The organism is Chryseobacterium sp. GTID13, from assembly GCF_056172655.1.
The window spans coordinates 90210-116914 of sequence record NZ_JAOCMB010000002.1 but is presented as its reverse complement, the minus strand read 5'-3'; the positions used below and the strand labels follow the sequence as shown (position 1 = coordinate 116914).

Annotated in this window: 19 protein-coding genes, 3 pseudogenes and 2 riboswitches; of the genes and pseudogenes, 16 read left to right on the top strand and 6 right to left on the bottom strand. The window is 40.1% G+C overall.

The genetic code is table 11. The features are described 5' to 3' along the window. Window positions 1–7: 7 nt before the first annotated feature. The 3 genes from ccoN to N4G44_RS00560 form a co-directional block, all read right to left on the bottom strand. A complete protein-coding gene (ccoN, locus tag N4G44_RS00570) occupies window positions 8–2269 on the bottom strand; it encodes a cytochrome-c oxidase, cbb3-type subunit I (protein ID WP_040999301.1) in 2262 nt (753 codons plus the stop codon). Window positions 2270–2274: 5 nt separating this feature from the next. Continuing rightward, window positions 2275–2502 carry a cbb3-type cytochrome oxidase assembly protein CcoS gene (ccoS, locus tag N4G44_RS00565; protein WP_073065979.1) on the bottom strand — a complete coding sequence of 76 codons (228 nt, stop codon included), beginning with the start codon at window positions 2500–2502 and terminating at the stop codon, window positions 2275–2277. Between the two features lie 109 nt (window positions 2503–2611). Beyond that, entirely contained in the window at window positions 2612–4990 is a 2379-nt protein-coding gene (locus tag N4G44_RS00560; RefSeq protein WP_474924209.1) for a heavy metal translocating P-type ATPase, read from the bottom strand. Window positions 4991–5079: 89 nt separating this feature from the next. On the opposite strand from N4G44_RS00560, the gene N4G44_RS00555 reads away from it, so the two are divergent. The 13 genes and pseudogenes from N4G44_RS00555 to N4G44_RS00495 all read left to right on the top strand — a co-directional run bounded on the left by N4G44_RS00555 (window position 5080) and on the right by N4G44_RS00495 (window position 14656). Continuing rightward, on the top strand, window positions 5080–5793 hold the full coding sequence (locus N4G44_RS00555) for a Crp/Fnr family transcriptional regulator (protein WP_048500919.1): 714 nt from the start codon (window positions 5080–5082) through the stop codon (window positions 5791–5793). Between the two features lie 63 nt (window positions 5794–5856). Then, complete coding sequence (gene panB, locus N4G44_RS00550; RefSeq protein ID WP_040999307.1) at window positions 5857–6672, top strand: 3-methyl-2-oxobutanoate hydroxymethyltransferase; 816 nt, start codon at window positions 5857–5859, stop codon at window positions 6670–6672. A 3-nt stretch (window positions 6673–6675) separates the two neighbouring features. Next, window positions 6676–6996 carry a hypothetical protein gene (locus N4G44_RS00545; protein ID WP_474924208.1) on the top strand — a complete coding sequence of 107 codons (321 nt, stop codon included), beginning with the start codon at window positions 6676–6678 and terminating at the stop codon, window positions 6994–6996. Window positions 6997–6999: 3 nt separating this feature from the next. Beyond that, window positions 7000–7676: pseudogene (locus tag N4G44_RS00540) on the top strand (RluA family pseudouridine synthase). 113 nt (window positions 7677–7789) lie between these two features. Next, window positions 7790–7887, top strand: a riboswitch (TPP riboswitch). Window positions 7888–7942: 55 nt separating this feature from the next. After that, the gene (thiS, locus tag N4G44_RS00535) at window positions 7943–8149 is read left to right on the top strand and encodes a sulfur carrier protein ThiS (RefSeq protein ID WP_474924207.1); all 207 of its coding nucleotides are present in this window, start codon (window positions 7943–7945) and stop codon (window positions 8147–8149) included. 24 nt (window positions 8150–8173) lie between these two features. After that, entirely contained in the window at window positions 8174–9985 is a 1812-nt protein-coding gene (gene thiC, locus N4G44_RS00530; RefSeq protein ID WP_474924206.1) for a phosphomethylpyrimidine synthase ThiC, read from the top strand. After that, window positions 9982–10569: a thiamine phosphate synthase gene (locus tag N4G44_RS00525; RefSeq protein ID WP_474924204.1), complete on the top strand. Its 588-nt coding sequence runs from the start codon at window positions 9982–9984 to the stop codon at window positions 10567–10569. Before thiC ends, N4G44_RS00525 begins: the two co-directional genes overlap by 4 nt. Next, on the top strand, window positions 10545–10928 hold the full coding sequence (locus tag N4G44_RS00520; RefSeq protein ID WP_474924202.1) for a bifunctional hydroxymethylpyrimidine kinase/phosphomethylpyrimidine kinase: 384 nt from the start codon (window positions 10545–10547) through the stop codon (window positions 10926–10928). The genes N4G44_RS00525 and N4G44_RS00520 overlap by 25 nt, the downstream gene beginning before the upstream one ends. Continuing rightward, window positions 10862–11293, top strand: a complete 432-nt coding sequence (locus N4G44_RS00515) for a bifunctional hydroxymethylpyrimidine kinase/phosphomethylpyrimidine kinase (protein WP_474924200.1) — start codon at window positions 10862–10864, stop codon at window positions 11291–11293. The genes N4G44_RS00520 and N4G44_RS00515 overlap by 67 nt, the downstream gene beginning before the upstream one ends. A 2-nt stretch (window positions 11294–11295) precedes the next feature. Beyond that, window positions 11296–11910, top strand: coding sequence for a thiamine phosphate synthase (locus N4G44_RS00510; protein WP_474924198.1), 615 nt, complete (start codon window positions 11296–11298; stop codon window positions 11908–11910). After that, the gene (locus N4G44_RS00505) at window positions 11907–12686 is read left to right on the top strand and encodes a thiazole synthase (RefSeq protein ID WP_474924196.1); all 780 of its coding nucleotides are present in this window, start codon (window positions 11907–11909) and stop codon (window positions 12684–12686) included. Before N4G44_RS00510 ends, N4G44_RS00505 begins: the two co-directional genes overlap by 4 nt. 10 nt (window positions 12687–12696) lie before the next feature. Beyond that, window positions 12697–13829: pseudogene (gene thiH, locus N4G44_RS00500) on the top strand (2-iminoacetate synthase ThiH). Window positions 13830–13948: 119 nt separating this feature from the next. Further along, window positions 13949–14656, top strand: a complete 708-nt coding sequence (locus N4G44_RS00495) for a HesA/MoeB/ThiF family protein (RefSeq protein ID WP_474924192.1) — start codon at window positions 13949–13951, stop codon at window positions 14654–14656. A gap of 71 nt (window positions 14657–14727) precedes the next feature. On the opposite strand, the gene N4G44_RS00490 is transcribed toward N4G44_RS00495, so the two are convergent. Next, window positions 14728–16944: an outer membrane beta-barrel protein gene (locus N4G44_RS00490; RefSeq protein WP_474924190.1), complete on the bottom strand. Its 2217-nt coding sequence runs from the start codon at window positions 16942–16944 to the stop codon at window positions 14728–14730. Between the two features lie 120 nt (window positions 16945–17064). Continuing rightward, window positions 17065–17163, top strand: a riboswitch (SAM-I-IV-variant riboswitch). Window positions 17164–17453: 290 nt separating this feature from the next. On the opposite strand from N4G44_RS00490, the pseudogene N4G44_RS00485 reads away from it, so the two are divergent. Next, window positions 17454–20191: pseudogene (locus tag N4G44_RS00485) on the top strand (TonB-dependent receptor plug domain-containing protein). A 135-nt stretch (window positions 20192–20326) separates the two neighbouring features. On the opposite strand, the gene N4G44_RS00480 reads toward N4G44_RS00485, so the two are convergent. Next, complete coding sequence (locus N4G44_RS00480) at window positions 20327–22447, bottom strand: TonB-dependent receptor domain-containing protein (RefSeq protein ID WP_474924188.1); 2121 nt, start codon at window positions 22445–22447, stop codon at window positions 20327–20329. A 161-nt stretch (window positions 22448–22608) separates the two neighbouring features. On the opposite strand from N4G44_RS00480, the gene N4G44_RS00475 reads away from it, so the two are divergent. Together N4G44_RS00475 and N4G44_RS00470 are read left to right on the top strand one after the other, a co-directional pair. Next, window positions 22609–23625 carry a sensor histidine kinase gene (locus N4G44_RS00475; RefSeq protein WP_474924186.1) on the top strand — a complete coding sequence of 339 codons (1017 nt, stop codon included), beginning with the start codon at window positions 22609–22611 and terminating at the stop codon, window positions 23623–23625. Then, entirely contained in the window at window positions 23612–24292 is a 681-nt protein-coding gene (locus N4G44_RS00470; RefSeq protein ID WP_474924184.1) for a LytR/AlgR family response regulator transcription factor, read from the top strand. Before N4G44_RS00475 ends, N4G44_RS00470 begins: the two co-directional genes overlap by 14 nt. 55 nt (window positions 24293–24347) lie before the next feature. On the opposite strand, the gene N4G44_RS00465 is transcribed toward N4G44_RS00470, so the two are convergent. Further along, a complete protein-coding gene (locus N4G44_RS00465) occupies window positions 24348–26615 on the bottom strand; it encodes an aconitate hydratase (protein ID WP_474924182.1) in 2268 nt (755 codons plus the stop codon). Between the last annotated feature and the right edge of the window lie 90 nt (window positions 26616–26705).

The following is a 26705-nucleotide window of genomic DNA, read 5'->3' as shown; positions in this document are numbered from 1 at the left end:
TTAATGTTTAGTTAGTACTTGCTGTTTTTATTTCTGTCGTCTTGATATCTGTTCCTAATCTCTGAAGGAAAGAAATAAGAGCTACAATCTCTTTTTTCTCAAGTTCTCCCTGAGGTCTCTTAGCGTAGGCCACTTTAAGGTCATTGGCTTCAGAGAAGATATCTTTTACAATTTTCTTCGATTGGTTGTCTGCCCATGAATTGGCAGAATCTATTTCAGCTTTGGTATAAGGAACCTCAAACGTGTTCTTCATCAGCTTCATTTTGTCTACCATTTTGGATCTGTCCAGGTTGGTAGCAATTAACCAAGGATAACGAGGCATGATAGAACCTGCAGAAGTAGATCTTGGGTTATACATGTGCTTGTAATGCCAAGAACTTGGATTTTTCCCTCCTTCTCTGTGCAAATCCGGTCCTGTTCTTTTAGAACCCCATAAGAATGGTCTGTCATAAACGAATTCTCCCGCTTTAGAATACTGTCCGTTTTTACCGTTGAATCTGGTAATTTCATCACGGAAAGGTCTGATCATTTGAGAGTGACAAGCATTACATCCTTCACGGATATAAATATCTCTACCTTCAAGTTCAAGCGGTGAATATGGTTTTACAGCTGAAATTGTTGGTACACTTTTCTTTAGAGATAAGGTAGGGATAATTTCAACCGAACTACCGATGGAAATCGTGAAGAAAGATAGAATACCTAATAATACTGGCATTCTTTCAAGCCATAAGTGAGTACCTTCTCCTTCTTTACGTTTGTTTCCGATGTTGGCCAATGCAGGCGCTTCAGCTGGAACTTCTTTCTGGAAAGAACCTTTTCTTACCGTAGCAATTACGTTAACGATCATCAGGATAGCTCCGGAAATGTAGAATGCACCTCCTAAGAATCTCATTTTGAAGTAAGGAATGATTGCAGTTACGGTATCCAACCAGTTTTTGTACATCAAAGTACCGTCCGGGTTGAACTGCTTCCACATTAAACCTTGTGTAAATCCTGAAATATACATTGGTACTGCATAGAAAATAATTCCTAAAGTTCCTAACCAGAAATGCCAGTTAGCTAATTTTACAGACCAAATTTTGGTTCTCCACATAATTGGTACCAGGTAATAGATAACCCCGAATGCCATGAAACCATTCCATCCAAGAGCTCCTAAGTGTACGTGACCGATAACCCAGTCTGTAAAGTGACCAATTTTGTTGATGTTTTTTGTTGCTAAAAGCGGTCCTTCAAATGTTGCCATACCATAGCAGGTAACAGCTACCACGAAGAACTTCAGGATAGGATTTTCTCTTACCTTATCCCATGCTCCTCTCAGGGTAAGAAGTCCGTTAAGCATCCCTCCCCATGACGGTGCGATAAGCATGATAGAGAAACCAGTTCCCACAGCCTGCGCCCATGCAGGAAGAGCTGTATACTGAAGGTGGTGAGGACCAGCCCAGATATATACAAAAATTAATGACCAGAAGTGAATAATAGACAGTTTATAGGAGAATACCGGTCTGTCTGCTGCCTTCGGTAAGAAGTAATACATTAAACCAAGAACCGGAGTTGTCAGTACGAATGCAACCGCATTGTGACCGTACCACCACTGTACAATAGCATCTTTTACCCCTGCATATGCCGAATAAGATTTCCAGCCTGCGAAAGATAAAGGAACTTCAAGGTTATTGAAGATGTGAAGCATTGCCACTGCAATCCATGTTCCGATGTAGAACCAGATCGCTACATAAAGGTGTCTTACCCTTCTTTTTGCAATGGTCATGAACATGTTGATCCCGAAAATAATCCAAGAGAATGCAATCAATATATCGATCGGCCACTCGTGCTCAGCATATTCTTTTGAAGTATTGATCCCCATAAAGAACGTAACGAACGTAGCAACGATCATAAACTGCCAAGTCCAGAAATGTAACCATGATAATGTATCGCTGTACATTCTTGTTTTTAATAATCTCTGCAATGAGTAATAAATACCGGTATAAACGATATTACATACAAATGCCCAGATCACGGTATTGGTATGAAGCATTCTGATTCTACCAAAACCAAATGCACCATGAGTGTTTATTAACCCTTGAATATTGCCTGATGCAAGGCTTTTGATGGTTGTATCATCTGTACCGAATAAAAATTCCGGCAATTCCGGGTAGAAAAGCATTAATGCCGCCGTAAGCCCGAACGTAAATCCTATAAGACCGAAAACTAAGGTCGCATAAAGGAACGCACGGACAATACTGTTGTCATAACTAAACTTTTGTGTTTCCATATCAACTATTCACTTTTTTCTTCAATTTTATTATTCTCTCCTATCTTTTTATCGTCTTTATCTTTGTCGCCGCTTTCCTCCTTTTCCTTGATTTCTCCATTATCAAAAAGGATTCTGACAGCCGGAGATTCGTCATCTTCAAACTGTCCTTTTCGGGCATACACTATAAATACGACCAGGAAAATCGCAGCCAAAGAAACACTGCAGAGGATCATTAAATATAGAATATCCATTGGACAACAAAATTAACCTATTTTCGGGGTTCAAATTTAGTGAAAAATAATGACATTCATCAATAAATGCCGATTTCAGCTAATTTAAAATCAGTCTAAATAAGGGCCTTTACGCCTGTTTTTTGAAATATTTCCGGCCCAGAATCCAGGTCGAAAGTGTAGTGAATGTAACTACCGTTATGGAACTGATTGGCATGATGATTGCTGCGAAGAGCGGATGCATATGGCCTGTAACTGCGTAACTTAAACCGACGATATTGTATAGAAAACTGATTATGAATGTCATTTTTACAATAGTGATCGAGCCTTTGCAAACATTCAGGTAATTGTCCAGGGTAACTACTTTATCGCCGTTCATGATCACATCGGAAGAAGGAGTGAAGCTGTTGGTGTCGTCTGCGATAGCAATTCCCACATTACTTTGTTTCAGCGCGCCTGCATCATTCAGTCCGTCACCAAGCATAGCGACTTTCATATTCTGATCCTGAAGGCTTTTGATGTAATTAAGCTTGTCTTCCGGGCTCTGGTTAAACGCCATTCCTTTGTAGTTCGGGATAAGTTCCTTAAGCTGGTTCTCTTCAGAAGAATTGTCCCCGCTCAGGATGAATATTTTGTAGCTGGTAAGCTTTGTAAACAGTTCCTTTAATTTAGGGCGGTATTCATTCTTAAAAATAAATTTACCCAGGAATTCACCATTTCTACTGATGTAAACCGCTGTTTCAAGATTTTTAGGCTCCTGATCGTTGTAACGGGCAGAACCGATCTTGTAAACACTTCCTCTTATGCTTGCCTCATATCCTTTCCCGGAAATTTCCCGGAAATGTTCAACAGGGAAATAGTTGTCGGTAACCTCTATGAATTCATAAAGAGACTTGGATAGCGGGTGGTTGGAGTTTTTTAATAATGTTTTGATATTCAGTTCATCAAATTCATTAATTTCGGAACCTTCATATCTGATATTCGATTTTTTTCTGTGCGTAATGGTTCCCGTTTTGTCAAAAACTATTGTATCCAGTTTTGCAATCTTCTCAATCGTTAAAGTATCTTTTACATAAAACTTATTCCGGCCCAGGATTCTCATAATGTGCCCGAACGTAAACGGTGCGGAAAGTGCCAGGGCGCATGGGCAGGCGATGATAAGAATAGCCGAAATCACCTGGAACATGATTTTCAGATCAATAAAAGCCCAGTAAATCCCCGAAACCAACGCAATGCCTAAAATAATGAATGTGAAATATTTGCTGACATTGTTCGTTAATGTATCAAGGCCTGTTTCGTGTTTCTTAAAGGCTTCCTTATTCCAGAGCTGGGTAAGGTAACTCTGGTCAACATCTTTGATGACTTCCAGTTCCAGTGAAGAGCCGATTTGCTTTCCTCCGGCGAATATCTTGTCACCAGGCTGTTTGCTGATGCTTTCACTTTCTCCTGTAATAAAACTGTTGTCAATATTTCCTTCTCCGTTGATCAAAATAGCATCCACCGGAATGATTTCCTGGTTTCTTACCAAAATTCTGTCTCCAACTTTGATTTCAGAAAGGAGGATGTTATCCTGTTTTCCTTCAAAGTCTACTTTGGTAACTGCAATAGGGTAAAACGATTTGTAGTCTCTGTCATAAGATAGAGCGCTGTAGGTTCTTTTCTGGAAAATTTTCCCCATCAGCATGAAGAACAGAAGACCACACAGTGTGTCAAAATATCCAGGTCCATAATCTGTAGCCACTTCATAGATACTTCGTCCGAAAAGAACGAAAATTCCCAGAACAATAGGAACATCTATGTTAACAATCTTGTTTTTTAGTCCATACCACGCCGATTTATAATAATCTGAAGCAGAATAAAATACGACAGGGCACGCCAGAAGGAACATCAGCGTTCTGAAAAGTCCCTTATAATGCTCCATCCAGTAATCTTCGCCACCTACATATTCAGGGAAAGCAAGGAACATTCCGTTTCCGAATGCGAATCCGGCAATGGCAAATTTGATGAGAAGGGATTTATCGAGGTGATCTACATTTTTATCGGCTGTTTCAAGGCTGATAACAGGTTTGTAACCAAGATTGGTTAAGAAATTAGCTAGTTCGCTTAATTTCAGATCATTATGGTTGAAAGAAATCTGCAGGGTTTTTCTGGTGAAATTCACCTGCGAATACTTGATGTGTTCATTCAGGGTGTGAAGACTTTCCAAAAGCCATATGCATGAAGAACAATGTATTACGGGTATTTTGAAAGTAACGAGACTGGTGTTTCCTTCTGAGAAATCCGTAATCTTTTCAAAGATTTCCGGAGTGTCAAGATAGTCGAACTGGGAAGAGTTTTCATCACTTGGACGAATTCCTGCCCTTTTATTAAGTTCGTAGAAATTGGTTAAATTATTGATATTCAGAATTTCGTAAACAGACTTGCAGCCGTTGCAACAGAAAGTCTTTTCATCGAATAAAATCCGCTCCTTTTCTATACCTTGACCACAATGAAAACAGTTCTCGCTCACCACCATAAAATATTGAACTACAAAATTATAACAAATTTTTTTGTTTATCGCGTTAAAATGTTCTATTTTTGTGATAAATGTCATATAAAATGTCGCAGGAACAACAGATTGCAATTGAAGAGAGGTTCGCCAGAGTTTTTAATGATAAATCATTTAAGGAAAGACTTTCTAGCACTGATTTTGAAAAATATATTAGCAGTAAGAAAAAACTAAGTTTTCAAAAGCACGACACCATTTTCGAGGACGGGGAAACGCCAAAAGGAGTATACGTTTTAGAAAAAGGAGCCGCAAAGCTTTCAAAGTCCGGAGCTTTTGGAAAAGACCAGATCTTAAGATTTATCAAAGAGGGGGATATTATCGGCTATCGTTCATTACTTTGCGGGGAAAATTTCCAGGCAAAGGCTGAGGCTATGACAGACATTGAATGCATTTTCCTTCCGGCAGATGTTTTCATGTACCTTCTGGAGGTAGACCCGCAGCTTTCTTTTGCAATGCTTCAGAAGATTTCCTACGAATTGGGAGAATCATCCAATACCATTACTTTCCTTGCACAGAAAACAGTAAGAGAAAGACTGGCAGAAATCCTAATTCTTCTGGAACAGAAATTAGGCGTAGATCCTGAGGGCTTTATTAAAATTTCGCTCACCAGGGAAGAAATTGCCAACATTATTGGTACCGCCACCGAAAGTGCCATCCGTTTAATCTCCGAATTCAAACAGGACAGTCTCATAGAAGTGGACGGAAGAAACATCAAAATATTGAACCACGACAAACTGATGAAACTAGGTCACGTAGTTTTATAAACATCATACAACAACTTAAGTCGGCGAAAGCCGACTTTTTAACTTTTAAAAAATAGATAAATTATGTCTGTTCACTCTGAAATTAAAAAAGTTACGACTGAAACCTTGCGAAAAATGAAATTCGACAAGGAAAAGATAACAATGCTTACTGCATACGATTTTACCACTGCCAAGATGGTGGATGCAGGAGGAGTTGATGCCATTCTGATCGGAGATTCTGCGGCCAATGTTATGGCGGGCTTTGAAACTACATTGCCCATCACATTAGACCAGATGATCTACCATTCTCAAAGTGTGGTAAGAGGAACGGACAGAGCTCTTGTCGTAGCCGATCTTCCATTCGGAACCTACCAGAGTAATCCTGAGAAAGCATTGGAGTCTGCAGTGAGAATGATGAAAGAAGGAGGAGCACATGCTGTAAAAATTGAAGGAGGAAAAGAAATTTCTAAATCTATTAAAAAAATCATCAACGCCGGAATTCCTGTTATGGGACATTTAGGGTTGACGCCACAGTCGATCTATAAATTCGGAACCTATAAAGTAAGAGCCAAAGACGAAGCGGAAGCTGAGAAATTAATTTCTGATGCGCAGCTTTTAGAAGAATTAGGCTGTTTTGCAGTAGTTCTGGAGAAAATTCCTGCTGATCTGGCTAAAAAAGTATCTGAAAGCATTTCTATCCCGACTATTGGAATCGGAGCTGGCCCCGACTGTGACGGACAGGTTCTTGTATATCACGACATGGTTGGAATGAACAAAGGTTTCAGTCCGAAATTTTTAAGAAGATATCTTGACCTGTACACGGAGATTACAGGAGCTGTAGCCCAATACGTAAAAGATGTAAAAAGTGTGGAGTTCCCTAATGAAAATGAAAGCTACTAATTGATGCAGAATCAACAGACTATTCAGGGGATTTTATCAATTGCAGCCATTATATGTATGGTGATTGGCTGGTTTAATTTATTTTCTCCGGAGATCAATAACCTTCTTTACAAAAAAGTTTTTTATGTGTTAATCGGAGCGAGTTTTTTCGTTCAGGCCCCTATGCTTATCAATAAAAACTTCATGTATGCTATGTATGGGACAGCTGTACTCTGTGTAGGAGGTGCATTTTTGCCGGAAGATTCTAAATTTGTAATGCTTAAAACAATTGGTCTTTTTGTAGGAGTAGCTATTTCCCTTACCAACAGGCCAAGGCGTTCATAAGATATGGAGGAGCAGATTGTATATGAAGACAACCATCTTTTGGTAGTCAACAAAAAAGTAGGACAGCTTGTTCAGGGCGACAAAACCGGTGATGAATCTTTACTGGAGTCCATTAAAAATTTTATAAAAAAAGAGATGCCAAGCCTGGAAATGTTTTTCTCGGCCTGGTTCACCGTATAGACCGGCCTACTTCAGGACTGGTTATTTATGCTAAAACTTCCAAAGCGCTTTCCCGTCTTACACAGATGGTAAAGAACAGGGAGGTTAAGAAAACATACTGGGCTGTTGTAGGAAAAGAAATGATTCCTCAAAGTCAAAGGCTTGTTCATTACCTGAAGAAAAATGAAAAGAATAATAAAGCCATTGTTTTTCCTAAAGCAACAGAAGGAGCAAAAGAAGCAATCCTGACTTATCATGTGATTAAAACGCTTGATAATTATCTGCTTCTTGAAATTGATCTTGAAACCGGAAGGCATCACCAGATCCGTGCCCAGCTGTCGAAAACCGGAGTTCCGATAAAAGGAGATCTGAAATACGGAGCTCCCCGCTCCAATCCCGATGGAGGAATCAACCTTCACGCGCGGAAACTGGAATTTATTCATCCCGTTACTAAAGAAAGTATTGAAATTATAGCCCCGGTCCCGCAGAATGATGCGATCTGGAGAGCTTGTGAAGAATAAAATGGTCCTGCAATTTTTTGCAGGACTTTTTTTATATAAATTTTGTTGACAATTCCGGGCTTTCGTTTTTTTGAAACTTAATTTTGCCCATTCTGAAAAAATGTCTAACTTCGTCACAACTTTAGGGGTGTCTGCAAATCTGCAGACTGAGACTTTACCCTTTGAACCTGATCTGGATTATACCAGCGTAGGGAAAAGTAAATGACTTTTGCTGTACATTCTATTGTACAATAAGGGCCATTCCTAAAGGATATAAAAAATTAGGAATGGAACTTACAATCAACCACACAACGAAAACATTTGAAGTACTTCCCGACAATCTGGAAGCACTGATGGCTATGGAAATACCCGGAAAGAGAAAAGGGATTGCTGTAGCTCTCAACAACCGTATTATTCCACTGTCCGCCTGGGCAGAAACACTCCTTAAAGACAAAGATTCAGTTTTAATCATTACCGCCACTCAGGGTGGATAATTCTCATTAACAAAACAAAAACTTATGGCTCATTCAATCACCTGTTCGCCATTTCCGAACGCCAGGAAAATTTATGTTGAAGGAAAAATACATCCTGTCAGCGTAGCAATGCGTGAGATTCATCTCAGCCCTACCAGGCTTAGCAATGGAACTTTGGAAAATAATCCTCCGGTAACCATTTATGATACTTCAGGTCCCTACACAGACGAAAATGCATCTATTGACATCATGAAAGGACTTCCGAGAATCAGGGAGCAATGGATCCTGGACAGAAAAGATGTGGATATCCTGAACGGAATCACGTCAGAATACGGAAAGGCCCGCCTCGCAGATCCGCGTCTGGATGATCTGCGTTTTGCCTACGATCACAAACCCAAAGTAGCAAAAGAAGGATCTGAACTTACGCAGCTCTATTATGCAAAACAGGGAATCATCACTGCTGAAATGGAATATGTAGCGATCAGGGAAAACCAGAGGATTGAGCAGCTGGAATCCGTTTCCAGTGAAATGGCATGTCAGCATCCCGGAAACAGTTTTGGAGCCAATACCCCAAAAAGTAAAATCACCCCGGAATTTGTAAGGGATGAAATTGCTGCCGGAAGAGCGATTATTCCGAATAACATTAATCATCCGGAAAGTGAACCGATGATCATCGGAAGAAATTTCCTGGTTAAAATTAATGCCAATATCGGGAATAGTGCCGTTTCATCCAGTATTGAAGAAGAAGTGGAAAAAGCAGTTTGGGCGTGCCGTTGGGGAGCAGATACCATTATGGATCTATCCACAGGGAAAAATATTCACGAAACAAGAGAGTGGATCATCAGGAACAGTCCGGTTCCTATTGGTACCGTTCCCATCTACCAGGCTCTGGAAAAAGTAAAAGGCGTTCCCGAAGATCTTACCTGGGAAGTTTTTAAAGATACATTGATCGAACAGGCAGAGCAGGGAGTATCTTACTTTACCATTCATGCGGGAGTTTTATTAAGATACATTCACCTTACGGCTAAAAGGGTAACTGGAATTGTTTCAAGAGGAGGTTCCATCATGGCTAAATGGTGTCTTTACCATCATAAGGAAAACTTTCTGTACACCCATTTCGAAGAGATTTGCGAGATCATGAAGAAATATGATGTGGCTTTTTCTCTGGGAGACGGCCTCCGTCCGGGATCTATTGCAGATGCCAATGATGCTGCCCAGTTTGCAGAACTGGAAACCTTAGGTGAGCTGACCAAAATTGCCTGGAAACACAACGTACAGGTGATGATCGAAGGTCCCGGTCATGTACCGATGCATATGATCAAGGAAAATATGGATAAGCAGCTGGAAGAATGCCACGAAGCACCATTTTACACTTTAGGGCCTTTAACGACAGATATTGCGCCGGGTTACGACCATATTACTTCCGGAATAGGAGCGGCGATGATCGGCTGGTTCGGATGCGCAATGCTTTGCTATGTAACCCCGAAAGAACATTTAGGACTTCCCAATAAAGAAGATGTAAAAGTAGGGGTGATCACTTATAAATTAGCTGCCCATGCTGCAGATCTGGCAAAAGGCCATCCCGGAGCACAATACCGGGATAATGCATTAAGCAAAGCCAGGTTTGAATTCCGTTGGGAAGACCAGTTCAACCTTTCGCTGGATCCTGATACGGCCAGAGCTTATCATGACGAAACACTTCCGGCGGAAGGTGCTAAAATTGCCCACTTCTGTTCCATGTGCGGTCCGAAATTCTGCTCTATGAAAATTACCCAGGAGATCCGCGATTCTGCAGAAAAAGGAATGCTGGATAAATCCCAGGAATTTATAGAAAAAGGAAAAGAAATTTATATATGATCCTCGTTATCACTCCCGAAACAATGGTTCAAAACGAGCCAGAGGTCATCAACCAAATGTTTCGGGAAGGATTGGATCTGCTTCATATAAGAAAGCCCAAGATAAGCCGGGAAGAAATGAAAAATTTCCTGTATCGTATCGATAAGGAGTTTTATCCTCAGTTGGTACTACACGGATATGGTGATTTGGGGAAGGATCATCATATTTCCCGGTTTCATTTCAGGGAAGCAGACCGGAATGCCGGGATTTATAAGTCTTATGTAGGGAAAAACATTCTTTCCACTTCGGTTCATGATATGAAAACGTATGATGAGTTGGGAAAAGAATGGGAATATTCATTTTTCAGTCCGGTTTTTCCAAGCATCTCCAAAAAAGGTTATGGGAAAGATTCAACATTAATAGAAGAACTGAAATATAGAAATAACCAGGAAGTAAAATTAATTGCGTTGGGAGGAATTAACGAAAACAACATCTGTGAAGTGTTCGAAAACGGAGCAGACGGAGCAGCACTGTTAGGTGCGGTTTGGAATAGCAACCAACCATTAAATACATTTAAAAAATGCAGAAAGAACGCCCTTTCGTGATGAGTATTGCGGGATTTGATCCCTCAGGTGGCGCAGGTGTTTTGGCTGATGTTAAAACATTTGAGCAGCTTGGTGTCATGGGACTGAGTGTTTGCACGGCGATGACCGTTCAGACGGAATCCCTGTGTTTAAGCATAGAATGGAGGCCTTTGGACGAGATCATAACGGCTATAGATGTTTTGATGAAAGATTACCCTGTTGAAGCCGTAAAAATCGGAATAGTAAAAGATGCATTGTTTCTGACAAAGATTGTAGAAAAGATACGATCGCATCCTGCAGAAATAAAGATCATTTGGGATCCGGTATTAAAAAGTACTTCAGAGTTTTCTTTTTTGACCTTGAAAGTTTACCGCTTTTAACCAATGTTATAAAGAAGATTGACCTGATTACCCCCAATTATGATGAATATAATGTTTTACAGAAACATGACCTTTTCAATACATCCGGGAGTTCCTGCGCTGTGTTGGTTAAAGGAGGCCATAGAAATGATAAAATAGGAACAGATATTCTGATCTGTCAGGGAAAAGAAATTTCATTGGAACCAGATCCACATGCTTCTTCTGATTTTTATCCCAAACACGGTTCAGGATGTGTGTTATCTTCGGCCATTACAGCTCACCTTGCTAAAGGAGAAACCCTTGAAACAGCCTGCAGGAAAGGAAAATTATATATAGAAAGATTTTTAAAAAGTAACCCTTCTTTACTGGGTTTTCATTCAACTTAATCATGGAAAAACTACAATACATATCTCAGGGACGCACAAAAGCAGAACAGGAAAACAACATCCGTAAAGCCCTGGACCATGGCATACAGTGGGTGCAGGTCCGTTGGAAAAATGCTGGTGAAGCTGAATTTTTTTGCCTCTGTGAAATTTCAAAGCAGCTTTGCTCAGAATATGAGGCCGTTTACATTATTAATGATCATGTACAGATGGCAAAAGATATTGATGCGGACGGAGTTCATTTAGGATTAAAAGATTGGCCTGTTGACATTGCGAGAGATATTCTGGGGAACCATAAAATCATCGGAGGAACAGCTAATACTACTTCAGATGTCCTGCAAAGAATAAATGAGCCGTGTGATTATATCGGTTTGGGGCCGTTGAGGTTCACTTCCACCAAGGAACAGCTGAGCCCGATCCTTGGTTTTGAAGGTTACCGGGATATTATTGAAAGTTTAAAAGCACAATCAATCGACATTCCAAAAATCTACGCAATAGGAGGTGTTGTCCTTGAAGATATTGAACTTCTTCAGCAAATTGGAATATATGGGGCTGCAGTTTCGGGAGAAATCACCAGCCGCCCGGCCGTCATCAGTGAATTTAAAAAAGCAATGATATGAACAATCAGAAATTAATAATAGCAGACCGGATTTTTGAATCCAGATTATTTTTAGGAACAGGAAAATTCGGAAGCCTTTCGGAAATGACCGATTCCATTATCGCTTCAGGAAGTGAAATGGTGACCATGGCCTTAAAAAGAATAGATTCCGGATCTTCGGAAGATGGTTTGCTGGAAGCTATAAAACCTGCACAAGTTCATCTTTTACCCAATACTTCAGGTGCAAGAACAGCCAAAGAAGCGGTATTGGCAGCGCAGCTTGCAAGAGAGGCCCTGGAAACAAACTGGGTGAAACTGGAGATTCATCCCGATCCGAAATATCTCCTTCCGGACCCTATTGAAACTTTATATGCCACAGAAGAGTTAGCCAGACTCGGATTTATCGTGATGCCGTACATCCATGCCGATCCTGTTTTGTGCAAGCGCCTCGAAGATGCAGGAACCGCTGTCGTAATGCCCTTGGGAGCACCGATTGGAACCAATAAAGGTCTGAGAACGCTTGATTTCCTGGAAATTATTATCAGTCAAAGTAACGTTCCTGTAGTGGTAGATGCCGGAATAGGAGCGCCTTCAGATGCTGCAAAAGCGATGGAAATGGGAGCAGATGCTGTCCTGGTTAATACCGCCATTGCTGTCGCACAGAATCCTGTGAATATGGCTTTAGCCTTTAAAGAAGGAGTTATTGCCGGAAGAAGGGCATACGAATCCGGTTTGGGCGTAATAGCTGATCATGCCGAAGCATCAAGTCCTTTGACCTCCTTTTTATTTGAATCATAAAACAGAAGTAATGAACAGCTTTAAAGATGTTTTTGAACGCTATCATTGGGAAGACGTAAAAAACCGGCTGGAGAAAGTGACCCACTCCGAAGTCCTGAACAGTCTTCAGAAAAAACATAAAAATCTGGACGACTTCCTGAACCTGATTTCCCCTGCCGCAGCAAAAGAACTTGAACTGATGGCCAGAATGACCCGCCAGATTACCCAGAAACGCTTTGGTAAAACCATCCAGCTGTATGCACCGATGTACCTCAGCAATGAATGCCAGAATATCTGTACCTACTGTGGATTCAGCCTTGATAATAATGTAAGACGGAAAACTCTTTCTGATACAGAGCTGATGATTGAAGCCTCGGTTTTAAAATCAATGGGAGTTAATCATGTACTTTTGGTGAGTGGGGAAGCCAACAAAACAGTGGGAATTTCTTACTTTTTAAACGCTGTCCGCCTGCTGAGGCCTCATTTTGCCAATATTTCAGTTGAAGTACAGCCTTTATCCGAAGAAGAATATCTGCAGCTGCATCAGGAAGGCGTTTATTCGGTTTTGGTCTACCAGGAAACCTATCATCAGGAAGTTTATAAAGAATATCATCCCAAAGGAAAAAATCGAACTTCCATTTCAGGCTGGATACACCGGACAGGATAGGAAGAGCGGGAATTCATAAAATCGGATTGGGTGTTTTGCTCGGGCTTGAAGACTGGCGCGTAGACAGTTTTTTCAATGCCCTCCACATCGATTATCTTCAAAAACAGTACTGGAAAAGTAAATTTTCAGTTTCCTTTCCACGCCTGAGGCCGGCAGAAGGAATCATTGAGCCTAATTTTATCATGGAAGACAAGGATCTTCTTCAATTGATCTGTGCCTACAGAATTTGGAATGAAGATCTCGAAATCTCAATATCCACAAGGGAAAATGAAAAATTCAGAGACAATATCATATCGCTGGGAGCTACAACGATGAGTGCAGCTTCCAAAACCAATCCGGGAGGTTACGCTGTAGATGTTGAATCTTTGGAGCAATTTGAAACCAGCGACGAACGCAGCATGGAAGATGTAAAAAATGTTATCAGAAAAGCCGGCTATGATCCTGTAATGAAAGATTGGGACTCTACATATAGCGGGAGTGAAAAATTAAACCATTAAGAATATTGAAGCTATTAAGTTTAATTAAGAAAAATCAATAGATTTTAAATCTTAAAGCAAAGCGCACCTTAATGTTCTCAACACCTTAAAAAACCTTAATGGTTCAAAACAATTATAAGATGAGCAAAGATATTTTTGCAAGATACAGCCGGCAGATTTTTATTGAAGAAATTGGTTTGGAAGGGCAGCGGAAGATCATCAATTCCAAAGTTCTTGTGATCGGAGCAGGAGGCTTGGGTAGCCCGGTCATCCAATATCTTGCGGCTGCAGGCGTTGGAAATATTGGCGTTGCCGATTTTGATGAGGTTGAACTTCATAATCTCAACCGCCAGATCATTCACGCTGAAAATACAGTTGGAATCTCAAAAGTCAAAAGCGCGGAGCTTTTTGTAAAAAATCTTAATCATCAGGTGAATTTTACCGGGATTGATCAAAAAATTAACCCTTCCAATGCAGAAGAGATCCTTTCACAGTATGATATTATTGTAGACGGTTCTGATAATTTTACCACAAGATATTTAATCAATGATACCTGTACGGAATTAGGAAAACCCTTAGTCTACGGAAGTATACTTGGTTTTTCAGGACAGGTTGCTATTTTTAATTACAAAGGAAGCAAGAACCTCAGAGATCTTTTCCCCGAACCGCCTTCTGAAGAAAATATCCCGGACTGTGACAGTCTTGGAGTTTTGGGAGCACTTCCGGGCATTGTAGGAAGCATGATGGCCATGCAGGCTCTGAAAATGATCACCGGGCTTCCTTTACAAACGGATCAGCTTACCCTTATCGATACTTTGAGCTGGAAATTCCAGACTATCGGTTTTTAATTATATTGTTTAAACAAATAAGGCAGTAAAAATATTTTTACTGCCTTATTTTTAGGATTGAGGATAGAAAACTACTGCGGATTCTGCATCACGCTGCTATCTTCTTTCTTAGTCTGGTTCAGGATGTTTGGATCTTCCTTGGCCAGTTTATTCTTCGTAGGAATTTTATAATTGATTGAAATTCCAAAGTTTCTCGTATCATACTTACTTCTGATCATTACAGGCTGCCCTTCAGGCGGATTGGAATACACCTGCATTACCTGTCCGTTGAAAATATCATTCGCGAAAACAGAAACGGTAAGACGGTTGTTCATGAACTTTTTTGTCAGTGTAATATCCAGGTTATTATTGAATGGTTTATCTGCTGTAAAATAGAAATACCCGGCTTTCGGTGTTAAATAGCTGTAATTGGCCGTCAGCTTGATATCCTTCGGTAAAAGCAATTGGGTCATGATATTAAAGATCCAGAATCCTTTATTGTTTAAATTATCAATATCGTGTTTCTGATAACCTGCATACAGATACATGAAATTAATCTTGTCAGGATTAAAATTGAACTTCATGATCTCGCTCATCGGCTTGCTGAAAATCATAAAAGGGATAGGAAGACCTACATTAAAGTTGTGGATTTTCATATTCGAAATATTCACCTGCCTATTGTAAAGGTTTTTGCCGTTTTTCATGATGATCTGTGCTACCTGATCCTTTGCAGAACTTACACTGTATCCGATGAAAGCATAATCAAATGCTGAAACTTTCAATTCATAATTGTCAAAGATCGTAGGCTGAAGATCCGGGTTACCGGTAACTTCCGTATTCGGGCTGGCAAAAATGACGTTGTTCGGGTTTAGGGCAGAAATGCTTGGCAGCGTAATCTTTTTATTGTAGTTCGCTGCAACATATACCTGGTTCATCAGGCTATACTGTACGCTTGCATTCGGGAAAAGCTTGAATTTATTGAAAGGGGTTAAATCTCTTTCTACAACAGCATTATCCTTTATAATTCGTGTAATTCCATAAATATCATAGTTTTCTGCTCTTGCTCCTAAGGTAAAATCAAACTTTTTCAGTTTTGCCTGAAATTCAAGGTAGGTAGATGCTGTCTGTCTCTGGTATTCCAGGTTGGTCAGGCCTTTACTTTCCGTATCATAATCCTGTCTTTCATACAAACCGCCTAAACTTACTTTTCCACCGTCCAGAAGCTTGATCGGCTGCGAATAATCTACCTTGAAGTTAGCTACCCTCATATCCGACTTATTATCAAGTACATTTTCTCCGCCTACATTCAGGAAAGGCTGCCAAGGGTCTGTATAAAAGCCTCTCTGGAAGAAATTATCCTGGGAAAATTTAGAAGAGGCTTTGGTATATCCGAACTGGAAATCCAGTTTTTGAGACTTGTCACTGAAACGCTTCTGATACGTTACAACAGCTTCCTGTCTCAGGTTATTGGTATGAGCCACATCGGATGCTTCATAATTAGCTTCCCGGTACTGGAGAGGATTAAGGCTTACAGGAATGTCGGCAAGTCCTGTACTGGCTGTATAATTGCCATTATTGTTGTGGTAAATATCGTAGTTCAGCAATAATCTGTCCTGCCCAAGATCAAAAGTCAATCCTGATTTTGCAAAATATCCACGTCCGATTCTGTCCGTATTGTTATGCAGAAGCACATCCTGATCGCCATTCAGCATACTTTCACGGTAATTCTGGCCTACATTCAGCTGCCATCCGAAAAGTTTATTTCTTGCATTCAGATTTAAAGAATTGGTGGTTCGGCTTCTGAATTTGTCGTAATTGCTAAAAGAATAATTTCCCGAATAGGTTGCTGTTAGATACTTATTGGCGTTCTTATTGGTAATGATATTCATGATGGCACCTCCTGAGGTAGCTGGATATTCTGCTCCCGGCTGGGTGATCACTTCTATTCTGTCTACCGAGTTGGCAGGCATCCCTTCAAGAAAAGAATTCAGTTCGTTTGAAGTAATATTTAAAGGTCTTCCGTTCAGATAAACATCCAGGATTTTTCCCTGGTACATCATTCCGGCGATATCGGTGGAAACCAGTCCCGGAAGTTTTTTGATACCTTCCAGAACATTCCCGTTATTAAGCTGCGGCTGCTCGGAAAAATCAAAAATGGTACGGTCCGCTTTCTGTTCAACGGCTTTTTTAGTTTTGGTAATGACTACGCCTTCAATCTGTTTCTCCTTGTCTGTGCCGGTATTGGTTTTTTCCTGTGAATAGGCAAAAAAAGACGCCAGCAAAGACAGCGTGAATATAGTTTTTTTCATAATGTTTTTTACTACTATTCAGTTAGACGTAAAAAAACTCATTTGTTACGGTGAAATTTGCGAAAAGTTAAAATTTTGAGCATTTATTTTTTTATTTCCGAAATAATTATATCTTTGCCACGTAATTATCAAGAATCTCATAGATGGGATAGCAACCTGCAAAAACAAGCAAGGTGCTAAAATAGATAAGCCGGTATGCCCGGAAAAAATGTTTATTCTCTATTTTCTTCCCATCTTGACATTTTTGTTTTAAAAATAAAATCAATGTTTAAAGACAAGGGAAACCACAAGACCAATTTAAAATTTCGTTTCTCAGATCATGAAGTTCCGCTTCGTTATTCTGACCTGTTCTCATGCCATACCCACATGTGCATGTGTTGTTGTTTCTAGACTTCTTTAAAAAATAATTCAATCATTCAGGCTTTTGATCGTAACCTCAAATAGAGGTTACAGGAATCTTACTACCTGAAATCAACCAACAATCAGTAATCAAAAAAATAGAAAAACACATGTACAATTTCAACAAAAAAACAATCATAGCATCAGCAACTTTTATTTCAGCATTTTATTTCGGGCAGACGGATTCTGTATCTTCCAAAAAGATCGATGATGTGGTGATCCTTGGGTCCAGAGGGGCTGGAAGATCCCTTACAGAAACTCCGGTTCCGGTAGATATCATCAATATTTCTAAAATTCTGAGACAAAGTCCCGTAAATAATATAAGCCAGGCGCTTAATTATGTAGTGCCTTCATTTTCTTCCACCTCGCATACGGTAAATGACGGAACCGATTTCGTAGATCCCGCTCTTTTAAGAGGACTTGGTCCGGATCAGGTGCTGGTTTTGCTTAACGGGAAAAGAAGATACCAGTCATCCCTGATCAATGTTACCCTGACTCCGGGAAGAGGTTCGGTAGGAACGGATCTTAACGCAATTCCGGCTTTTGCTTTAGAGAAAATAGAAGTTCTGAGAGACGGGGCTTCTGCCCAATATGGTTCCGACGCTATTGCAGGAGTCGTGAATTTAGGGTTAAAGAAAAGGCTTGGACTTTCAGGACAGGTATTTTTAGGAGGATATGCTTCGCCAGTGGCCAATAACTTCTCAGGAGGGATCGACGGGCAGACCATTTCTGCAGATCTTAACTATGGGGCGAAAATCGGGGAGAAGGGTTTCATTAATGTAACGGGTTCCGTACAGTACAGAGATCCTTATTCAAGAGCTGGCGTCCGTCAGGGAAATATTTTTAATGCCTATAATGCGATTAATTACAGGGCATTGCAGAATGGAGTCAATATTGATGGACTGTATAAAAATATTACCAATACTCCCAATACCCAGCAAATCATTAATACCGTTAAGCAGTATGCATCACAGGTTGATTATTTTTCACAGGATTTCAAAAACCAGATAGCTGGAGCGAACAGTATTTCAGCATTACAAGGCTTATTAGGCCAGGATTTTACGGATCACGAGCTTAAATACCGGGGGTTGGAAAGAAAAGATTTCAGTCTGAGAGCAGGGCAGTCTAAATTGCAGTCCGCACAGCTTTTTTCAATTCTGAAATTCCCGTCAATGAAGACTGGAAAGTATATTCATTCGGAGGTTACAGCTACCGTTTAGGAAATGCCGGAGGATTTTACCGTCTGCCCAACACAGAAAGAAACATCAATGCTGTTACTCCTAATGGATATCTTCCACAAATTGAAGCCAGTGTGAATGATTATTCCTTAGCCGGAGGAATCAAAGGAAAATGGAATGGCTGGAATGTGGATCTGAGTAATACTTTCGGAAAGAATGCCTTTAATTTTGGGGTGGTGAATACATTTAATGCCTCATTGGGAGAGAATTCCCCAAGAACATTTGAAGCAGGTGGCTCAGAATTCTTACAAAATACTTTAAATCTTGATTTCTCCAAAAAATATGATGTGCTTCACGGCCTGAATGTGGCTTTTGGAGGAGAATACCGTTATGAAAACTATAAAGTAAATGCAGGAAACGAAAATTCCTATGTTTCTTATGATATCAATGGCCGTGTAGTAACAGCCGCCACTCCCGACAATGAAAAGGTAACGGACTTCTTCGGTGCTGTAAGACCTGCCGGATCACAGGTTTTTCCAGGGTTTAGTCCTGATAATGCTGTTTCCGGAAGCAGAAACAGTCTGGCGGCCTACGCCGATGTGGAAATTGAGCCCACCGACTGGTGGCTGTTGGAAGGAGCAGTACGTTTCGAGAATTATTCAGATTTCGGTTCTACTTTTAATTATAAGCTGGCCACCAATGTGAAGCTGGCTAAAAATTTCAATTGGAGAGGAGCGGTTTCCACAGGATTCAGGGCACCTTCTCTTGCGCAGATCTACTACAGTTCGACATCTACATTGATACAGAAGGGACAAACAACACAAGTAGGAACTTTCAGGAATAATTCCGAAGCAGCCCAAGCTTTGGGAATTCCAAAACTGAAACAGGAAACTTCACAATCGTACAGTACAGGAATTACGTGGAAGATTCCGTCTTTGAGCCTGGTGTTTACAGCGGATGCTTATCTCATAAAGATCAAGGACAGAGTAGTGCTTACGGATTTATTCTACCGTCCGGAAACAGTTAATACTCCTGATGATCAGGTATTGCAAAGTGCATTTGACCTTGCAAGGGCCAGCGCTGCCAACTTCTTTGCTAATGCAGTGGATTCACAGACAAAAGGATTAGATATTACGATTTCTCAGAATTCAAGAATTTCGGAAGGGGTATCTCTGGAAAATAACCTTGGGCTTAATCTTAACCAAACCAGAAGAATCGGCGATATTCATGCTTCTCCTAAACTGGTAAGCCAGATCAATAATTATTTTTCTGAACCTAACCGAGTGTATTTTGAAGAAGCTGTACCCCGTATAAAAGCTACGCTTGCCAATACATTGAGGCTTGCAGCCCTTACCGTTTCCCTTAGAAATTCCTACTTCGGAAAAGTGACGGATGCTGATGTGCTGGATGCCAATTTTGACGGAGTTACCGAAAGCAGAGAGCATTTTGTTCTGAATGAACGTTTTGTAACGGATCTTTCCGTAGGTTATGATTTTAATAAAAATATCTCATCAACAATAGGAAGTAATAATATCTTCAATATTCTTCCGTCGAAAAGTCCGAATATCAGCTCTTTGACAGCGGATAATCAGTTTGTGTATTCCAGACAGGTTTCCCAGTACGGGATTGGAGGGCGTTTCCTTTTTGCAAGAGTGGAATTTAAATTTTAAAGTAATAGAAAGAGAAAACAAAAAAACAGAGACTAATTCTCTGTTTTTTGTTTTTAAACCATTAAGAAGAGGTAAAAATTTGATATAAACTCTTAATTCTCTTAACAACTTATTATACCTTAATGGTTTAAATAATTATTGTGCTCTGTCTTTTTCCTCGAAATTGATGTTTTTCTTACTGATCTTCTTTTTACTGCCTCCGAAGGTATAATTCACACTCAAACGGAAGCTTCTGCCATCCCAGTAATTATCCATATGCTGGCTGCTGTCGGTAAAATACTTGTCACCCCGGTATCTCTGGGCAAAAATGTTGGTAACCGTTGCATTGATCTGAAGTTTCTTTTCCATAAGGGAAATTTTCAATCCTGAAGTCAGTTCCGGAAAAGAATAGAAATAAGAGTTTACATTTCTGTAGGGAAGGCTATGATCATAATTCAGGAATAAGGCAAGAGTCTTATTTTTATTCAGAGTAAACGTATTGCTGATCGAGTAGCTGAATGAGCTTCCTTTCTGTGTTTCTGCCTGAATATTGAATACCGTTGAATTCTGAAGAGAAGCATTGATCGAAATGCTGGCTTCCCAAAATTTGAAAAAAGTATCCGTATAAGAAGCATTCAATCCCCAGAAATTATTGTTATAGTAATTCAGATATGTACCGATCTGTGAAAGTCCATCTATATATGAGATCTGTCCGAAGGCATTTTTCATCATCAGATAATAAATGCTGGCAGAAAATTTACTGTTGAAAGTATATCCCAGCTCCCAGTTGTTGATATAAGCCGGAGTCAGCAAAGGATTTCCCGAAGAATAAGAGTACGGATTCGAATACCAGCGGAAAGGGTTAAGGTTGCCCATACTTGGCCGGTTGATCCTTCTGGAATAAGAAAAGCTGAACACATTTTTACCTTCTTTATAGGATACATAAGCAGATGGAAACCATTGTCCGTAATTATATTGGTTTCCCGAATCGGAAGAAGGGGTATAGCTTTCTGCATTCGTGTTTTCATAGCGAAGGCCTGCCTTCATTTCCCAATGCTCCCCGAAAGACTTCGCATAACTGATGTAGGCGGCATAGTTTTCTTCCTGATATTCGAAAATATTGGCTCTTAAAAGATCTTCCACATATTGTCCTGCATTCACATTGAAATATCTCTGATCCGAACGGTTTTTAAACTGATTGAATTTTATTCCGGTTTCGATCGTCCCAAAAGAAAACGGAAGCTCCAGGTCTGCCTGAGCGGAAAAAATCTGAGGGGAAATCAAAGAAGTCGTTCTCACATCCTGTACAGATTGATCTGAGGACTTCAGTGTAGAAAAACTGACCTCAGTATCAGAATTGTTTTTATAAAAATTTCCGGCAATGCTCAGCTTTTTTCCAAGGGAATCCAGTTTGAGATCGTAGTAAGCGCTTAAAGTGTGGGTAGGAAGCTTTTCACGGTTAAAAGTGTTAGTCAAAAGGTTTTCTTCACTAAGATCTGAAGCAATATTTTTCGTTGTATTAACAATATCCATCCCGGATTTCTGATGGGCATAGATGTATTCCATCCCGATCTCTGCATTTTTACTGATTTTATAGGAAAGATTAAGAGTCGGAGTCAGTTCCTTCCACATATCGCGTCGTACTGAATTGCTGTAGTTTTGGGATGTCCCCAGAATGGTGTAATTTTCATCAGAACGTTTGGCTGAGTCATAATAGGTCAGTTTAAGGCTGCTGCTGAATTTTTCCGTCTGATAGCTAAGCGAGCCGTTTGAACTGAAACCGGAATAAGTTCTCTGGATCAGATTGGTATTGATATTTCCGCTAAAACCTAAGTTGGGATTCTTTTTCAGGATAATATTGATGATACCACTGTTGCCCTGCGCTTCATATTTCGAAGGAGGCGTGGTAATTACTTCTATTTTTGCAATGTTTTCCGAGCGGATGGATTTCAGGTAGTTTAAAAGGGCATTGCCGGAAAGATTCAGCATTCTTCCGTTGATCATCACACTTACCGTACTTTTTCCGGTGATAGAGATCAAACCCATGTTTTCGTCTACTTTCAGCATAGGAACATTGGCAAGGGTTTCGGAAGCGTCCATACCCTGGGAAGCTACAGATGCTTCCACATTGAAAATAAGGCGGTCTGCTTTTCTTTCCAGAAGTTTTTTCTTTACCAGAATGTTGATCTGCTCCACTTCCCGGATGCTGTCTTTTTTAATCTGTGCCGATATCGTTGTTGAAAAAAGGCCGATGATCACAATGTATTTCAGTTTCATAGTTTAAAATCTTGCTCCAAAGGTATTTTCAAACTTCTTTTTGTGAAATATCATTTAGATTTCAGGGTAGATTAATCCGCTCAAAATATTTTCATCGGAAAAAAAAGGGGTTTCGTCGGAAATCTTTAGGAATTTAAATGTCCTGAGCCTTACATTTGAACATGAAGCAAAAACAAATTATTCTCCTGCACTTTTTTTACTGGCTGCTGATCATTTTCAACGGAATCGTAGGAATATTGGTATACAATACAAGAAGCCTGGATATCCTGAGTGTTACCATATTTTTCGCCAATTTCCTTGGCTTCTATGTGAATTACTTTTTCATTGCCCCAAGGTTTTTTGATCCCAAAAGATTTTACATGATGATTATCGGTTTTTTTATAGGGGTATTCATTTTCGTTTTCTTCCGGTACTCAATAGAAGAGGTATTGCTGCCGGCACTTACCGGCCGTAGGAATTATAAGGAAGGAACTACATTCCTGTACTATTTTTATGACAATATATACTATTCCAGCTTAACGGTTTTTGTAAGTACAAATCTCTGGTTTTTTAAATATTATTCTAAAATTGAAGCGGAACGTACAAGACTTATTGAAGAAAGAAAACATGCCCAGCTTCAGGCTCTGAAAACCCAGATCAATCCGCATTTTATCTTTAATTCGTTAAACAATATCTATTCTCTTGTTTATCAAAACTCGGAAAAGTCGCTTCCTGCGATAGAAAAGCTGAGCGAACTGCTGAGGTACAGTACGAAGGACCTGGAAAAAGATGCCATTGGTCTTGATCAGGAAATAGGTTATATCGAAAGTCTTATCGGGCTTGAAAAATTAAGGATCAAAAACCCTGAAATGCTGGTCTTCGAAAAAAATATTTCAAATCCAAAACTGGAAATTTCTCCGATGCTTCTGGTTCCTTTTGTAGAAAATGCTTTCAAACACGGAGATTTCAGAAATAAGGGCTTTATACTCAAAGTTTCGGATGAAAAGAATGTACTGCATTTTTATCTTCATAATTTTAAAAATCAGAAAATAAAAGATACAGCTTCCGGAATCGGTATTGAAAATGTCAGAAAGAGACTGGAAATTCTATATCCAAAAAAACATGAGCTGAATATAAAAGACCTGGAAACTGAGTTTATTGTAAATTTGAAAATAACTTTATCTGATGAAACCCATTAAATGTATCATTGTGGATGACGAGCCTCTGGCAATATCCCTTCTGGAAAATTATGTCAGAAAAATTCCTTTTCTGGAACTGGTTTTTTCTGCAGAAAACCCGATCCTGGCTTTGGAATATTTACAGAACCATGAAGCTGACCTGATTTTTCTGGATATTCAGATGCCGGAACTTACAGGAATCAATTTTATGAAGATTGTTGGGGAAAAGAAAAAGTATATTTTAACGACGGCTTATTCAGAATACGCTCTGGAAGGTTACGAACATAATGTCATTGATTATCTTCTGAAGCCTGTTTCTTTTGAAAGATTTTATAAAAGTGCATTAAAGGCTCAGGAACGTTTTTCTTCTTCTGAAAGTGGAGAATCCTACTTTTTCGTGAAATCTTCCGGTCAGCAGCACCGTATTAATTTCATTGATATACTTTATATTGAAAGTATCAAAGATTATGTGAACATCAGGACCTCCCATGAAGAGTATATTGTGCTGGATACGCTTAAATCCCTGGAGAACCAGCTTTCCGGCAGATTTGTCCGCGTTCATAAATCCTTTATCGTTAATCTCGACAAAACTAAAAATATCAGTATAAAGAAAATTGTTTTGGTGTCAGGACAGGAAATCCCGATCGGGGAAAGTTACCGAAGCAACCTTCTGAATAAAATCGTATAAAATAAAAAGCGGCTTCCGAAGGAAGCCGCTTTTCTATGATTAATTATTCTAACAATTAATTCTGTTGTTTTTTAATCAGGTTAAGGGCAGAACCAGCCTTAAACCAATCGATCTGCTGATCGTTGTAAGTATGGTTGGCCATTATGATGTCTTTAGTTCCGTCAGCGTGAACGAATTCTAAAGTCAGTTGTTTTCCTGGAGCAAACTGGTCAAGATCTAAGAAGTTAACGGTGTCATCTTCCTGGATTTTATCATAGTCTGCTTCATTAGCGAAAGTGATCCCCAGCATTCCTTGTTTTTTAAGGTTGGTTTCGTGGATTCTCGCGAATGATTTTACCAATACTGCTTTTACTCCTAAATGTCTTGGTTCCATCGCTGCATGCTCTCTTGAAGAACCTTCACCGTAGTTTTGGTCTCCGACAACAATTGTAGGAATTCCGGCAGCCTTGTAAGCTCTCTGTACAGCCGGTACTTCACCATATTCACCCGTTAATTCGTTTTTAACGTGGTTGGTTTCCATGTTGTAAGCGTTTACGGCGCCGATCAGCATATTGTTTGAAATATTATCAAGATGACCTCTGTATTTCAGCCATGGTCCTGCCATAGAAATATGGTCGGTTGTACATTTTCCGAAGGCCTTGATCAGTACCTTAGCTCCCTCAATGTTTTTACCGTCCCATGCAGGGAATTCTTCCAGTAATTGAAGTCTGTCCGAAGTTGGGTTTACGTTTACTACCACTGAAGATCCGTCTTCAGATGGAGCCTGGTATCCGTTGTCGTCTACTGCGAAGCCTCTTGCAGGAAGTTCAGAACCTTTAGGCTCATCTAATTTTACCTGTTCTCCATTTTCAGCTGTTAAAGTATCTGTAATCGGGTTAAAATCCAATCTTCCGGAAATAGCAACAGCCGCTACCATTTCAGGAGAAGCTACGAAAGCATGTGTATTTGGGTTACCGTCAGCTCTTTTGGCAAAGTTTCTGTTGAAAGAGTGAATGATAGAGTTTTTCTCTCCTTTATCCGCGCCTTCTCTGTCCCATTGTCCGATACAAGGTCCGCAGGCATTGGTAAAGATTCTTGCATTTTCAAATTTTCTGAAAGAATTTAAGAACCCGTCTCTTTCTGCTGTGAATTTTACCTGTTCTGAGCCAGGGTTGATCCCTAATATTGCTTTAGGCTTCACTCCTTTTGCAACGGCATCTTCAACAATGGAAGCAGCTCTTGATAAATCTTCGTAGGAAGAGTTGGTACAAGACCCGATCAATGCCCATTCTACCTCAAGTGGCCATCCGTTGGCTTCAGCTTTTGCTCTGAATTCTGCTACAGGAGTAGCAAGGTCCGGAGTAAAAGGTCCGTTTAAGTGTGGAGTAAGTTCAGAAAGGTTGATTTCTATTAATTGATCAAAATATTGTTCAGGATTTGCATATACTTCAGCATCACCTGTTAAATGTTCTGCGATTTTGTCGGCAGCATCTACTACATCCTGTCTTCCTGTTGCAGCCAGATATCTTCTCATGGAATCATCATATCCGAAAGTGGAAGTTGTAGCTCCGATTTCAGCACCCATGTTACAGATGGTTCCTTTACCTGTTGCGGAAAGAGATTCTGCTCCTTCTCCGAAGTATTCCACGATGCATCCTGTTCCGCCTTTTACGGTAAGGATTCCTGCTACTTTCAGGATGACGTCTTTTGCAGAGGTCCATCCGTTCATTCTACCGGTTAATTTTACTCCGATAAGTTTGGGCATTTTAAGCTCCCAGGCCATTCCGGCCATTACATCTACTGCATCAGCACCACCGACACCGATAGCTACCATTCCCAGACCACCCGCGTTTACCGTATGAGAGTCGGTACCGATCATCATACCTCCAGGGAATGCATAGTTCTCCAGTACAACCTGGTGAATAATTCCGGCTCCCGGTTTCCAGAAACCGATTCCATATTTATCACAAACGGAGCTCAGGAAGTTGAATACTTCCGAGTTTTTGTTGATACCTTCCTGTAAATCTGCTTCAGCACCCACTCTTGCCTGAATCAGGTGATCGGCGTGAGCAGTGGACGGAACAGCTACTTTAGCTTTTCCTGCCTGCATGAATTGTAAAAGCGCCATCTGCGCAGTAGCATCCTGCATGGCCACTCTGTCCGGTGCAAAGTCTACGTAAGAGTTTCCTCTCTCATGTGCCTGTGTAGCATTTCCTTCCCACAGGTGAGTGTAAAGGATTTTTTCTGAAAGTGTAAGCGGTTTTCCCACGACTTGTCTTGCTGCTGCAATTCTTTCAGGGTAACGCTCGTACACTTTTTTGATCATATCAATGTCAAAAGTCATATCTTAATTTAATTTTTCTTCTTTTAAATATACTTTCCTCTTCTTTCGGAAAATAGTCCTTTACACTTCATCAAATTCTGTTCCTTCGAT

Coding starts and splice junctions, on each gene's coding strand:
- ccoN (WP_040999301.1), bottom strand. CDS start 2,269: ATGGAAACACAAAAGTTTAGTTATGACAACAGTATTGTCCGTGCGTTC.
- N4G44_RS00465 (WP_474924182.1), bottom strand. CDS start 26,615: ATGACTTTTGACATTGATATGATCAAAAAAGTGTACGAGCGTTACCCT.
- N4G44_RS00555 (WP_048500919.1), top strand. CDS start 5,080: ATGTCGCAGGAACAACAGATTGCAATTGAAGAGAGGTTCGCCAGAGTT.
- thiS (WP_474924207.1), top strand. CDS start 7,943: ATGGAACTTACAATCAACCACACAACGAAAACATTTGAAGTACTTCCC.
- N4G44_RS00545 (WP_474924208.1), top strand. CDS start 6,676: ATGCAGAATCAACAGACTATTCAGGGGATTTTATCAATTGCAGCCATT.
- N4G44_RS00510 (WP_474924198.1), top strand. CDS start 11,296: ATGGAAAAACTACAATACATATCTCAGGGACGCACAAAAGCAGAACAG.
- N4G44_RS00470 (WP_474924184.1), top strand. CDS start 23,612: ATGAAACCCATTAAATGTATCATTGTGGATGACGAGCCTCTGGCAATA.
- N4G44_RS00480 (WP_474924188.1), bottom strand. CDS start 22,447: ATGAAACTGAAATACATTGTGATCATCGGCCTTTTTTCAACAACGATA.
- N4G44_RS00520 (WP_474924202.1), top strand. CDS start 10,545: ATGCAGAAAGAACGCCCTTTCGTGATGAGTATTGCGGGATTTGATCCC.
- N4G44_RS00490 (WP_474924190.1), bottom strand. CDS start 16,944: ATGAAAAAAACTATATTCACGCTGTCTTTGCTGGCGTCTTTTTTTGCC.
- N4G44_RS00525 (WP_474924204.1), top strand. CDS start 9,982: ATGATCCTCGTTATCACTCCCGAAACAATGGTTCAAAACGAGCCAGAG.
- N4G44_RS00475 (WP_474924186.1), top strand. CDS start 22,609: ATGAAGCAAAAACAAATTATTCTCCTGCACTTTTTTTACTGGCTGCTG.
- ccoS (WP_073065979.1), bottom strand. CDS start 2,502: ATGGATATTCTATATTTAATGATCCTCTGCAGTGTTTCTTTGGCTGCG.
- thiC (WP_474924206.1), top strand. CDS start 8,174: ATGGCTCATTCAATCACCTGTTCGCCATTTCCGAACGCCAGGAAAATT.
- N4G44_RS00495 (WP_474924192.1), top strand. CDS start 13,949: ATGAGCAAAGATATTTTTGCAAGATACAGCCGGCAGATTTTTATTGAA.
- panB (WP_040999307.1), top strand. CDS start 5,857: ATGTCTGTTCACTCTGAAATTAAAAAAGTTACGACTGAAACCTTGCGA.
- N4G44_RS00505 (WP_474924196.1), top strand. CDS start 11,907: ATGAACAATCAGAAATTAATAATAGCAGACCGGATTTTTGAATCCAGA.